Origin of the sequence: Acetobacterium wieringae (assembly GCF_026646375.1) — a bacterium.
GTDB lineage: Bacteria > Bacillota > Clostridia > Eubacteriales > Eubacteriaceae > Acetobacterium > Acetobacterium wieringae_A.
In genome coordinates, this window is the sequence record NZ_JAIPPU010000031.1 from 1 (window position 1) to 11,919 (window position 11,919).

The 11,919-nt window shown below is 35.1% G+C and carries 23 protein-coding genes; 2 read left to right on the forward strand and 21 right to left on the reverse strand.

The annotated features are described in order from the left end of the window. Positions 1-410: 410 nt before the first annotated feature. The 5 genes from tnpB to Q7P33_RS17400 all read right to left on the reverse strand — a co-directional run bounded on the left by tnpB (position 411) and on the right by Q7P33_RS17400 (position 3,123). Positions 411-599, reverse strand: a complete 189-nt coding sequence (gene tnpB / locus Q7P33_RS18100; RefSeq protein WP_369693336.1) for an IS66 family insertion sequence element accessory protein TnpB — start codon at positions 597-599, stop codon at positions 411-413. Then, on the reverse strand, positions 589-840 hold the full coding sequence (locus Q7P33_RS17385) for a hypothetical protein (RefSeq protein ID WP_303872004.1): 252 nt from the start codon (positions 838-840) through the stop codon (positions 589-591). Before Q7P33_RS17385 ends, tnpB begins: the two co-directional genes overlap by 11 nt. A 281-nt stretch (positions 841-1,121) precedes the next feature. Further along, entirely contained in the window at positions 1,122-1,610 is a 489-nt protein-coding gene (locus Q7P33_RS17390) for a hypothetical protein (RefSeq protein WP_303872005.1), read from the reverse strand. A 92-nt stretch (positions 1,611-1,702) separates the two neighbouring features. Beyond that, the gene (locus tag Q7P33_RS17395; protein WP_303872006.1) at positions 1,703-2,281 is read right to left on the reverse strand and encodes a GNAT family N-acetyltransferase; all 579 of its coding nucleotides are present in this window, start codon (positions 2,279-2,281) and stop codon (positions 1,703-1,705) included. A gap of 269 nt (positions 2,282-2,550) precedes the next feature. After that, the gene (locus Q7P33_RS17400) at positions 2,551-3,123 is read right to left on the reverse strand and encodes a hypothetical protein (protein ID WP_303872007.1); all 573 of its coding nucleotides are present in this window, start codon (positions 3,121-3,123) and stop codon (positions 2,551-2,553) included. A gap of 197 nt (positions 3,124-3,320) precedes the next feature. Between Q7P33_RS17400 and Q7P33_RS17405 the strand changes: the two genes are divergently transcribed. Beyond that, a complete protein-coding gene (locus tag Q7P33_RS17405; protein ID WP_303872008.1) occupies positions 3,321-3,605 on the forward strand; it encodes a transposase in 285 nt (94 codons plus the stop codon). Further along, complete coding sequence (locus tag Q7P33_RS17410; protein ID WP_303872009.1) at positions 3,602-4,516, forward strand: IS3 family transposase; 915 nt, start codon at positions 3,602-3,604, stop codon at positions 4,514-4,516. Before Q7P33_RS17405 ends, Q7P33_RS17410 begins: the two co-directional genes overlap by 4 nt. A 252-nt stretch (positions 4,517-4,768) precedes the next feature. Here the strand turns inward: Q7P33_RS17410 and Q7P33_RS17415 are convergent, their stop codons facing one another. The 16 genes from Q7P33_RS17415 to Q7P33_RS17490 form a co-directional block, all read right to left on the reverse strand. After that, the gene (locus tag Q7P33_RS17415; RefSeq protein ID WP_303872010.1) at positions 4,769-5,326 is read right to left on the reverse strand and encodes a DUF3267 domain-containing protein; all 558 of its coding nucleotides are present in this window, start codon (positions 5,324-5,326) and stop codon (positions 4,769-4,771) included. Between the two features lie 159 nt (positions 5,327-5,485). Beyond that, positions 5,486-6,514 carry a tyrosine-type recombinase/integrase gene (locus tag Q7P33_RS17420; RefSeq protein ID WP_303872011.1) on the reverse strand — a complete coding sequence of 343 codons (1,029 nt, stop codon included), beginning with the start codon at positions 6,512-6,514 and terminating at the stop codon, positions 5,486-5,488. A gap of 70 nt (positions 6,515-6,584) precedes the next feature. Continuing rightward, positions 6,585-7,028, reverse strand: coding sequence for a hypothetical protein (locus Q7P33_RS17425; RefSeq protein ID WP_303872012.1), 444 nt, complete (start codon positions 7,026-7,028; stop codon positions 6,585-6,587). 73 nt (positions 7,029-7,101) lie between these two features. Beyond that, positions 7,102-7,293 (reverse strand): hypothetical protein, encoded by a 192-nt coding sequence (locus Q7P33_RS17430; RefSeq protein ID WP_303872013.1) that lies wholly within the window; start codon positions 7,291-7,293, stop codon positions 7,102-7,104. A gap of 295 nt (positions 7,294-7,588) precedes the next feature. Next, the gene (locus Q7P33_RS17435; RefSeq protein WP_303872014.1) at positions 7,589-7,834 is read right to left on the reverse strand and encodes a hypothetical protein; all 246 of its coding nucleotides are present in this window, start codon (positions 7,832-7,834) and stop codon (positions 7,589-7,591) included. Positions 7,835-7,978: 144 nt separating this feature from the next. After that, positions 7,979-8,275, reverse strand: coding sequence for a hypothetical protein (locus Q7P33_RS17440; protein WP_303872015.1), 297 nt, complete (start codon positions 8,273-8,275; stop codon positions 7,979-7,981). A 36-nt stretch (positions 8,276-8,311) separates the two neighbouring features. Continuing rightward, positions 8,312-8,503 (reverse strand): hypothetical protein, encoded by a 192-nt coding sequence (locus tag Q7P33_RS17445; RefSeq protein ID WP_303872016.1) that lies wholly within the window; start codon positions 8,501-8,503, stop codon positions 8,312-8,314. A 28-nt stretch (positions 8,504-8,531) separates the two neighbouring features. After that, positions 8,532-8,738, reverse strand: coding sequence for a hypothetical protein (locus Q7P33_RS17450; RefSeq protein ID WP_303872017.1), 207 nt, complete (start codon positions 8,736-8,738; stop codon positions 8,532-8,534). A 34-nt stretch (positions 8,739-8,772) separates the two neighbouring features. Continuing rightward, entirely contained in the window at positions 8,773-9,063 is a 291-nt protein-coding gene (locus Q7P33_RS17455) for a hypothetical protein (RefSeq protein WP_303872019.1), read from the reverse strand. Between the two features lie 30 nt (positions 9,064-9,093). After that, a complete protein-coding gene (locus Q7P33_RS17460) occupies positions 9,094-9,330 on the reverse strand; it encodes a hypothetical protein (protein WP_303872020.1) in 237 nt (78 codons plus the stop codon). A 2-nt stretch (positions 9,331-9,332) separates the two neighbouring features. Next, positions 9,333-9,479: a hypothetical protein gene (locus Q7P33_RS17465; RefSeq protein ID WP_303872021.1), complete on the reverse strand. Its 147-nt coding sequence runs from the start codon at positions 9,477-9,479 to the stop codon at positions 9,333-9,335. A gap of 57 nt (positions 9,480-9,536) precedes the next feature. After that, positions 9,537-9,905 (reverse strand): hypothetical protein, encoded by a 369-nt coding sequence (locus Q7P33_RS17470; protein ID WP_303872022.1) that lies wholly within the window; start codon positions 9,903-9,905, stop codon positions 9,537-9,539. A gap of 82 nt (positions 9,906-9,987) precedes the next feature. After that, positions 9,988-10,317 (reverse strand): hypothetical protein, encoded by a 330-nt coding sequence (locus tag Q7P33_RS17475; RefSeq protein WP_303872023.1) that lies wholly within the window; start codon positions 10,315-10,317, stop codon positions 9,988-9,990. Between the two features lie 30 nt (positions 10,318-10,347). Then, a complete protein-coding gene (locus tag Q7P33_RS17480; protein ID WP_303872024.1) occupies positions 10,348-11,091 on the reverse strand; it encodes a hypothetical protein in 744 nt (247 codons plus the stop codon). A 40-nt stretch (positions 11,092-11,131) separates the two neighbouring features. Continuing rightward, positions 11,132-11,527, reverse strand: a complete 396-nt coding sequence (locus tag Q7P33_RS17485) for a hypothetical protein (protein ID WP_303872025.1) — start codon at positions 11,525-11,527, stop codon at positions 11,132-11,134. A gap of 14 nt (positions 11,528-11,541) precedes the next feature. Next, positions 11,542-11,892, reverse strand: coding sequence for a hypothetical protein (locus Q7P33_RS17490; protein WP_303872026.1), 351 nt, complete (start codon positions 11,890-11,892; stop codon positions 11,542-11,544). Positions 11,893-11,919 lie beyond the last annotated feature (27 nt).

The window sequence follows — 11,919 nt, forward strand, 5'->3', positions numbered from 1 at the left end:
AAGAAATATTTGTGAAGGATCTTATTAGCTTATATAAGTGAAAACCATTTAAATAAAGAAGATCAATTGGTAAGACAGATTTTTAGGGTATTCAAGAAAGCGTTGGAAATAGCCACCCATGGCGATTTCTGAATAACAGGGCATGGTCAATCGCCTAACAACATTTTCACTCTTCGGGCGTGCGCATGGGTATGCGTGCCAAACCGTCTCACCGGGCGTACGCCGCAAAAGGGAAAGGCTCTGCCGGTCCGGTTCGTCAGCTTCATGAAAACAGGACGTTATAGGACATATCGTGTTGAAGTTGTGTCTTTCGTGGCGTAAAATGATAGGTAACTCTTTTGAAAACCGTTTTAAGTCAAGTGTCACGGGGACGTATGCTTAATGAGTTTCAAACTTTAATGAGTAATCCTCTATTGACTTGGGAAGAACAAAATGCGGTCCGTTCTTCTTCCACAGAAAAGATAAAGCGTATCTGGTACAAATGGTTTGCTCTCAAGTTTTGACTCCACGATAGAAACCAATGTATCAATTCCAGATCTCAAATCAGTGTACCCAGTCACGATATATACGTTTTTAAAGCAGGTTGCATCATTTAACATCGGCAGCCACCTGCAATACCATTTTTAAAAGCTCAGGAGAAGTCTCATTGGTTACACGAATGCAGACATTGTTGATTGAAACTTCCAATCCAGATGCTGATCCAGATCGTAAATTACCACTTATGAGCTCTGCTGGAACTGGAACTATACTTTGTGGAACTGCATCATATGAGATATGATTCAGGAAGGCCTTGCGCACTTCCCTTAAACGATAGTAATAATTCGCTGCAGTAAAGTTCATGCTGGATACACCATTCTTTGATGGAGACTCCGGCAGACCTGTTTTGACATTCGCGGATTTGATCCGCCCATTGCTGAAGTCGATATTGCCTGGCCACTAATGACGTTGTAGAGTTCATAGACAGTCCTCCTATAGATGTCAAAAAAGTTGAGCCTTAACTTTTTTGATTTGGTGAGTCTATTATCTCAGATACATAGCAAGAAATCTACGCATTCACTATGGAGCGTTTACCTATAAAAGGCACCGGATTATTCTCCAATGCCCTCCAACTTATTATAACACTAATTCCCTTCTATTCTTTTTGCCTCAAAAAATATACCCTCATAATATACAAGCAAAGTATTTTCATCTAATACATATAAATAGTTTCCTATAAAATTACCTTCTGTTAAAGCAGCCACATGTAAAATTTCTTTTTCTTCAATTCCTAGTTTAGATGCCTGGATACCGAAATCGTCAAAAATTTGATCTACAGAGTAGGTTTCCTCTAGATAGCTTGTCTCTATGGTATTCCCATTCCATGCATAAGTGGACTCCTGATAGCTTAACACATTTCCAATAGAAGCGTCTATTTCTTCCTGAGACATAGCGTAGGCTGCGGCGGTTCCTTTACAAGCAGTGATTCGGTAATCTCCGTAAAAGCCAGAAATATCTTCGGTTTCTTCGTTTGATTGAGCCGTTATCACCTGACTCTCTACTCTTGGTTTTTCATTGCTACAACCAGTCATAAACATACAAATTATTACCAAAAACAAGTGCCTACATTTCATGTCTTTTACTCCTTAACAATCAATCTTAGATTTCACCCTGCAATCTGATTTATTTCTTTCTCTATTATTTCCAATCATACAATCCACCTTATTTACAAACTTAATAACCAAATAAACTGAGTTTCATACCTATATTCAGGTTCATTATAATACGCATACTCATCAATCATACTAAGAGTTGCTCCTTGTTTATGATAAAATTTACAGGCAGGAACATTATTGTTCTGACATTCTATTATCATTTGTACAAATCCTTGACTGCGACACCAATTTGCAGCCATATCAAATAAAGTTTGACCAACTTTTTGCTGTTTGTATTTATCATCCACACGAATATCCCATAATACTGCAAGGTCATCCCTATTTGAAAGCATATTTATTCCTTTTGTACGTGATACAATTGTTGCGGCTCCTATCGGTTTATCACCATCAAATGCCATAAAAAAAGCCCAGTTTGAAATATCCCATTGTCTTTCCCAACGCTTTACAGTTTCGTCTTCGCCAGTACAAAAGTCTTTTAAATAAGGTTCTATGGAGGTTTCGACAAAATTAAAACCACCCAACCCGCGATTAATTTTATCTATTTTATAATAGCTAGAAACATGAACGCGCATAGGAATTAAGTCATACTGAGCGAAATATGTCTTATCCACTTTTTTATATGTAATCATATTATAGTCTCCCTTGTTATTATTAATCTCACTCTATCCTTCCACGCAATACAGTAACATCGGTTTCTAATCAAACTCGATTTTCATTGCAATTACCAATGAGCTTGTACTTCATACTCCTCTCCATTAAAATGTTCAACCACAATATAAGGTCGAACTTTCTAAATAAATAGTTCTTTCATAAATTCTCAATTATAGATTTTTAGGTACAAAAACTGAGCTATCGTTCCAGTAGAATATTTATCTACTCCTTCAACAGCCCATTCTTATTACTTCTCCGCATTAATAGCTATAATTTTTAATCCTTCGGACTGCATATCTTCATCCAGCACCTCTCCAATCCATACTTCTCCATCCCCAAGCATAATACCCTCCCCATTAGCAAAAAGGTTCTCGCAAGAAGCTGCCTTCAATGCCTCTTTATATTCCTCACTTAACACAATATCCGCATGCGCAAGACTTTCCGCATCCACGTATTCTACTCCTTGTATCGTAATCGGATAAGCAGTCGTCTCAGAAACCGCCGCCCAGTCATCATTCAAGAAGCTTACCTTTACCGCCTCCGCAAATGCTTCTACCTCCTGTTTTGACTTCGAGGTACACACGCTATAATAATCCATATCCTCAGAAACAAGGCTTTCTTTGTCTACTACATCACTATGACTTTCCTCTGACTTTATATCTGTTTCACCGTCAGAGTTTTCTGCTACACCTTCATCAGCAATCAAACTCTCTTCCGTTTCTGTTTGGGACGCTGCTGTCCCTTCCCCTTCATTGCCACACCCCATTAGTATCATAACAAAAGATATGGCTACTAGTGCAAATACATATTTTCTAAGCATAATTAACACAATCTCCTTTTTTAATACATTGGACTTGTGACTACGTTATTGACACAAGTCCACATTTATTCACCTTTACCTATTATTCCTTTTCGCTTTGTTGGTGCTAGAATCTAAATAGTACAAGTCAAAATGAGAAAATCCAATAAAGAAAAATATGATACAATAAAGGTATCGTAACAAAGGAGGCTCTCATTATGGCAAAACATTTTGACAAGCAATTTAAACTTGATGCTATTCAATATTACCAAGATCACAAGGACCTAGGTTTAGTGGGCTGTGCTACAAATCTTGGCATTAGTCAGCAAACCTTATCCAGGTGGCAAAAGGAATTACGAGAAACTGGTGACATCGAAAACCGTGGTTCAGGTAATTATTCTTCTGACGAAGCAAAGGAAATTGCTCGCCTGAAGCGCGAACTGCGTGATACTCAGGATGCTCTTGATGTATTAAAAAAAGCCATCAGCATTCTGGGAAAATGACCGAAGCCATTTACTTCGAGGTCACTGTAAAGACGGAAGCTACCATAAAAGAAAAGCGCCAGGTTTCTGTCTCCGGAATGCTGAAAATCCTTGGCGTTTCACGATCTGGTTACCATGCATGGCTTAAGCGTATGCCATCTGCTATGCAGATTCGTAGGGAAAATATCAAAGTAAAAATCCTTGATATTTACAATGATTCCAAACAAAACTATGGTGCTCCTAAGATTACCAAAAAGTTACAGCAGGGTGGAGAGTTCACCTCCGAACGTACTGTTGGCAAATACATGAGGGAACTTGGAATAAGGGCTCAGTGGATCAAACCGTGGACGATTACGACCAAAAACTCTGATTTTAGTAATAAGCTTCAAAATATCCTTGATGAACAATTTAATCCCGAACGACCAAATGCCGTCTGGTGCAGCGATATTACTTATATCTGGACAACCGAAGGATTTGTTTATCTGACGAGTATCATGGATTTATATTCTAGAAAAATCATCGCATGGACATTATCCGATTCAATGGGAGTTTCATTCATAATTGATACCATTGACAAAGCAAAAGCCAGACGTAACACCGAACAGCCACTTATCATCCATAGTGACAGGGGAAGTCAATATGTGTCAAATGAATATCGGAAAGCAACAGCAAGTATGCAGCGCAGTTATTCTAAAAAGGCATTTCCGTGGGACAACGCCTGTATCGAATCCTTTCATTCTTTAATCAAAAGAGAATGGCTGAATCGTTTTAAAATAAATAATTACAAGCAGGCATATCGATTAATATTTGAATACATTGAAGCTTTCTACAATACTAAAAGAATTCACAGTCACTGTGATTATATATCACCAGACGATTTTGAAAAGCTGTATGAAAAAGCAGGTAAAGGTGAATTGCAGCTGGTCGGTTAAAGTGAGGATTGTTTTCTCATTTTAACTTGTACTAAATCTTGACATAGGACCATGTAATAGATCACGAGAATCCTTATAAGTAGAATATCACCAAACTTACTAACTAGCAATATTAAGCTTCCATGTACCACAATCAGCCAAACCTTAATTTTCTTAATTGAATGATTGTTTTAATGTTATATTACGCTTAAATTTATAGTATAAAAAAACTACCAATATGATTATTGATAGTTGATAGTAAAATAATATAGATTATGATTGTTTTGAGTACATTGTCATAGACACCCCTGTATCCTGTGTTAAAGTATCGTCAGGCATCTTACTCATTAAATAAGTTACATAAAAGTCACCGACAGCACCCGTTATGTTCACCATTTGCACAAAATATATTACCCAAAAATAACTCTGTGGTACTATAGCATTAATTATAAATAAAACAATACCGAGAATTACAACAGGAGAAAGTGATATTATGATGTAATGCTTTTTATTAAAATAAGCCTCACTACCTGCATAAGCACAAAATCCAGTAAAGCCGTAATGTGCCCTTTTCCCACTAAACTTTTTCATATAATATCCGTGTATCGCTTCATGTATAATGATATAAATTATATATAAAACTATAGTAAGAATTAATAGGTACATAAATTTCGAATCAACTGTAAATGATATAGGTTTAATAATAGCACCAAAAACTGCCATAACAATAAAAATTATAAATGCAAAGATATTTATAGCAATAAACATTCTTTTATCTTTTGCCAAATTTACCCTTCTAATTTCTTTGTATCCTTCTGGTAATTGATTCATATTTGTCACTCCTTTTTAAGCATTAGATCTCATTACATATACTGCTCTAGTATACAACACTTCCTATTGGCTATCAATATTAAGTTTCAAATCGCATTTAATTCTAGGTTTATTGTTATTGCACCAGTTATTTTAGTTTGACACATTATCAATCCTCCATCATCTCAGCTTAACAGCGTTCCGATTGCCTCTTTTCTTCTCGTCTTCCAGTGCTACATAGTGCCGTTTGGCAGTGTTTACATCTGCATGGCCCAACGTACCAGCAACTAAGTAAATGTCCCCTGTGGCGTTATACAAGGCCGTCCCATAGCTCCTTCTAAGTGTATGGGGAGTAACCTTCTTCTGGATTCCAGCCAGCCTAGCATACTTAGGTGTTAAATCCTCTACGCTTCTTGTTGATATTCGTTTGTTCTGCAACGATAAAAATAGAGCATTGTCATGCCCTTTGATTGATTCCACCTGTTTTCTTTCTTCTATATAAGACTCTAATACTTCTCTGGTGTCATCGCTAAAATATACGGTTTCTTCTTTTCCTCCTTTCCGGTATATTTTAATTCCGCTATTCTTAAAATCCACATCGTTAATGTCTAGGCCAATACATTCAGAAACACGGATTCCTGTTGTAAGTAGCAACATGATTATTGCCAAATCTCGCTTCCGTGTTATTTCAAAGAATGAGCGTTCCCTCCCTTCTAAACTTCCACCGGTTTCCACCGCCTGAATAAATGCTTTCATTTCGTCGCTATCAAGCCTTATGATCTCCTTATCGTGTAACTTCGGTGGCAGCACAAGTGAAGCTGCATTGATGATTATTCTTTCGTTCTGCTGAAAATATTTGTAGAAGGCTTTCAACGTAGACAATTTTCTTGCAATGGCCTTCTCTCCGTTGGTGTTTTCGTTTCCCGATTCATCAGTCCAACATTTTAACCATTCCATATATTTTTCAAAGTCGATAATTTTTAGACTTGAAAGCATATCAAGAGTAATTGACTCAATGTCTGAAACTTGACCGCTTCTAAAAAGATAATCGAAAAACAATTTCAGATCCGTTGCATAAGCAATCCTTGTCTTGGAAGAAGTTCTCGGCTCAATCCCTCGAAAGAAGTCTTCGCAATAAGTTGGCAATGAGGATATAATACTTCTTAGCTTTTTTAAATTCTGTATATCATTTTCTTCATGGTATGTCATAGCTTTACCTCCATTCCTTCCAAATAAATATTACTTTTATCCACTAAAAAAGGAACCATATGGTTCCTCTTTAATAAAAAACAATATTCTGATCGTTACATGCTATTGCTATTTGATGTGTAATTTTAGATTTCTCATTTACAATATGTTGATGAACGTTTTCATATTTTTTTATAACTCGATACATCTTACTTTCAATATCTTTCGCAAATACTATTCTATCAGTTTTAGTAAAAGCAGGATAAATTATAGCCAAATATAAATGACCATAATTATAAAACATGCAAAAAACTAGTTTCTTTTCATCACACTTTTTAACTGTTCTAAATGCATACTTGAATGCCTTGTCTAAGATTTTTTTATAATCCTTAAAATCAATTAGTAGATCAATAATTGGTTCTGTAAGCTCAATTTCCACTTCCATCCCCTTACTGGAAGCATAAGCAAATTTTGATGCCAGATAATTGTTTAAATCTTTATTGTAAATATACTCAAGTGTTCTCACTACTCTCATAACATCTTCTCCTTGGTAGTTTTTTCTTAATTATACAATCTATTCCTTCGCAAATAACTACCAATTTTTCCCATTACATTGCATACATTTCTGTAAAATCATCAGTGCTCATCATGCCTTCCCACCAACAAACAACTGCTGGTCTCTCCTCTGATCCGCTTAAATAGCTCTCTAGCTGCTTTTCATAATAGTTAAGCACATCATCGTCAAACACTGCCTTCAGTTTGTCAAAGTCCTCACATTGCTCTAATTCTCTATATCCCATACGAAACACCTCCTATTAAAAATCTACCGCTAACTATATGCGGTTAGTGAACTATGCCAGATCAACCACTAATTATCTGTGGTAAGTAGCAATCACATTCTGACTGCCGGGAATACCTTGTTTACTTTTGCAGTACGGCCTTTCCTTTTGGATTACCGACAAGGCTATGTATTAAGGTATAAGTTGTTGTAAGGCGAAAATCTCTGTGAAGTTATCAAATGTAGAAATGTATATACCATTTGCATACATTTCAATTTTCCCTTCCTTGTTCTTCATGTAATGAAATTTTATATTGTTAGTCATGTTTGAGTCCTCCATTTTGCATGAACAAAGCAATTGCCACAATTACCATCAAACCTGTCAGTGTCCAGTTTCCGTCCTGGTCTGGCAGCATAAAGAGTACAAAAAAAGAAAGCAATAATAAAATGCTTCCTACAATTCGGTTCCATATAATGAAATTTCGTCTTTGTTTTCGCCTATCAATGCGTCGATAGCTATATGAGCAGCTATAATCACTTGTCGTACCTCTTACCAAATTCATTATAATTCCCTCCCCTTTTATGCTCTCCTCTGCAAGTCAGACGAGAAATAACATACCCTATTAACGCTCCTATAGAAACACTTACTATTAAAAAATAAAACGATTCCATACGTCCTCCTTAACTATAAAATGTGCTTTTCATCTTTATATGTGTGAAAATACTTCACTTAAGATTGCCTTATATTTTCCATCATTTTCTGTAAACAACTCTACATCATTCTTTAGTAACCACCCTTTAAATGTTTCAGTGGTCATGAATTTCATTACGTCTTCTGGCAATTCGTACATACTGTAATTTTCAAACGTTTTTGTACTTCCACCCCACATACAAAAGTTTTTCAGAAAACTTGAAACCGCTTCTTTTGCTCCAAACTCAATATACGCCATATATCCATATCCAACACAACACCTAAGTTCTAATACTAATTTTGACTTTTTCATTATTCATACCTTTCTAACGGTTTTAGTTTACCGATATTATCGTAACAATATATCTCTTATCTCCGTTGATCTGACTTGCGGAATCATTTTGGCGAGCCAGTCACATCTTTCTGCTATATTTTCAATCTTTTCTGATTCTTCTAAAATGTTATCAAGCATGTCACGGGCAAACGTTGTTTCAAATGCCGTTGGAAATTCGCTAATAATGTAATTCCATAGTTGGCTCATTCTTTATTCCTCCTTTAAAACCTGTCTTCTATGCTGTTATTTCCTGTGCTTCTCGCCATAAAGCATCTAACGTCTTTTTGTTTAAAATTCCAAGCGCTTTTGATAAATGCATCATTTGATAAACAATTTCAAAAGCGTCGTATCTGTTAATTTCATCATGTAAAACATTATTCTTTTGTATTTCAATTTGCTTTCTTATTTCTGATATACACTTTTTACTTGATACTATTTTCATATTATCCTCACTTTCTTTTCATAAAATCTATTTTTCACATGTTACTTCTTTTATCACCAATTCTTCCAAACAAGTCACTAAAACCTTCTTTAATATGTCTCTTTCTATCTCTTTTTGCCTTATCTGTTAATAACCTTTTGCCGCAAATAGGACAGTAATTAATACTGAAATAAAAATTTAACCCATGTTTAGAACTAACAATCAGCTCTGGAACGTTTCTTTTGTAATTCATGACCATCATATATGAATCCTGATATATGTTATCCGCATGGCTCGGATATTTTTCAGGCAACAAGCCTCTTCTATTACACCATTTACACATCATTAATTCTCCTTATAAAATTACAATTTCATTTTACATTTCAATAATGACAGGCTTTGAAATTGCCATATCACCATCGAAGCATTCTTCTTGAATTTCCTCTACTGTTTTTGTCAACATGGGTTTGCTCCACTGGACATAGTCTTCATCTAGCATTTTGTCGCCTGATGATAATGCTTTTATCATAGCTTCAACCTCACTGTTGGCATCAACTATAGAAACTCTATTCTCATTCTCAAAAAAACTTAATACTGCAACCGCATATTTCATTCTTACATATTGATATTTCCGTCTTCGTCAACCTCATAAGCGTCTATTTCACTTAATGAAATTTGAGACGCTGCCAACTCGCAAGCCTCTTCTTCATTTTCTGCATCAATATATAAACTTCCTGAATAAGTAACGTAATATTGTTTCATATTCTATATTCTCCTTTTCTACTTGAAATTTTCCTTTCATGAATCATGTAATTAATATTACCTACTGTGTCCCGTGAGTCCTTCCAATTCTTTAAGCTCCTCTTCAGATAAATTGCATTCATGCGTACAATGGAAATCTTGATCCTGGGGTTCACATGTACCAAAAGCATTAATTTGATCGTTCATATCATAAAAATTACAACCAAGACAACATTTTGATTGTCTCGATATTTCCTCTTCCGTCTTGTCATCGGTTTCCATCTTACAAACCTTTGAATTAAGTGCCTGTAAAGTTTTCATGTAATCATCAATGCTATTCTGTGAAGCCGTATCAGTTACAAGCCTCTTCGCGTTCGCAGCATTTACAATAAGACTTATTAAACCATTACTGATAATTTCCAGTTCTTTATTTGAAAACTTCTCCATTACAATCTCCTCCTGATTTTAAGCATAATAAAAGCAACCGGTTATATATTCTCCGATTGCTCACCATTAAACGTGCATTTTATTAGTTAATATTATTTATTCGCTTCTTAACTTCATTCCATGGTATGCATTCTAACTGAATATGGCCGGAATGATTCTTCCACATAAATTGAAACCCAGCATCATTAAACCAAAAATCGCCATATTGATATGGTTTAGCAGAAGCGCTTATACTTCTACCTACACTTAAATATCTTTTATAGTTATTTTGATAAAATACTTTTATATCATTTATTCCTTCAAGAGTAATAGGATTGCTACCAAACGCAACACCTAATACTTGTTTAATGATATCTTCTCTCTTTGTCTTATCCATTGTTATGTTGTAATTTTCTTTTTCTTTATCCGTCATAGTTGGCTCACACTCCTATCAAATTGCGTTTTATGCTATCATTAATTTAAGCTTCTTCTGTTCCGTCTTGTTAAGGCTTCTAACGCATTTATTTCCATTAATTTCAACAGAAACGAGCAATCCTTCTATAATCATCTTATCAATGATTTCTTTAATATGTTCAATCGTCTGACCTGATCCAGAATTTCTCCCGTCATTTAGCCCGACCCTTCTCAATCTGATTTTCTCGGCTAAGTTTCTGCATACATCAAAAACATAGAAATACTTATTCGTTCTCTTGGTCTGACACTGCTCAAATAATATTTTGCGTATCTCTTCATCTTTATTGACTAAATACTCTTCGTATTCAGTATCAGAAATATCATAGACAGTTTCGTATAAATCCACCCATCTAAGATAAAATGTGTCATGTTTTTGTAAAGCCTCTGCAATCTGTTTCACTTCATTTTTCAATATTTCACCACTAAAATTTTGTGGGTGTAAATACAAGTGCTGTTTGCCTTTCTTGATATATCCACAATGCCAATCTTCTGCATCAATTTCTGATTCCCACCCTAAAGGCTGCAAGGCATTTTTAGTTTCTATATAAAATGCTTTTTCGCCCTCTTCTGTAAAACTAAATGATGGGTAACTGTAACCAGGTGCTTCTATCCTGAAATAAATATTCACGTATTCATTTCCATAGTCAACTTCAGGGTTCCAATTATTAGTTAGGGCATGGTCTGCTCCATATTCATTCCCTATGCCGTTCTGATGATACTTAATTGATTCCATATGTCGTCCTTCCTTTCAATAAAGACATGAAACTTACTTTTTATGCCGTTTTATTCTTGTTGTTTAGCCGTTTAATGCGTTCTCTTCTTTCTCTTTCTTTTTCTGCTTCAATTTTTAAATATTCTATTCTTGCCCGTTTGTATTCTTCTGTTTTCTTATATTCATTCACGGCTTTTTCGCATCGTTCAATGATTTTCTTATCGTCAGTAATCAGCCTGACATATGGGCTTGTAAAAATCATTACACAGCCTTTGTATTTCTCCGCTGCTTCTGAATGTATCCATTTTGGATTGTAGTTTATATGATTTCCGTATTCTTCAAAGTCTGGTCTAATATCGTGTTCAATTTCAAGTTTATAGTAAATGTCTTCAAGCGTATCATTTCCCCATATCCAAATAGCATTTGGTTTTGTATGCTGACTTAATATTTCTAACATAGTTTACACCTCTCTTAATTATTATTTAATTCGCTGTAAAATGCTTCTACATTTTCGTCCAGTTCCTTCTTAATATCTTCATATGGACGATTAAATGTATTTTCCATGATTTTCTTTGCGATATTACTGTACTTTTCGATGATTGCATTATCTATCATTTTTCCAGTCATTCCTCTGTAACCCGTAGTGATTGCGATATCTCTCGCATAATCCACATAGATATCACAATTCCAACCATAAACACCAGAATTATAAAATTCTGGCTCGTTGTATTTCATGATGTATTGTAAGTCACCATAACCACAACTATAAATTTTACTCCAACTATTTCTAATTGATTTCATGCTTGTTTTTGTTTTACTCATAATTTCCACCTTTTAACCTTTCAACTT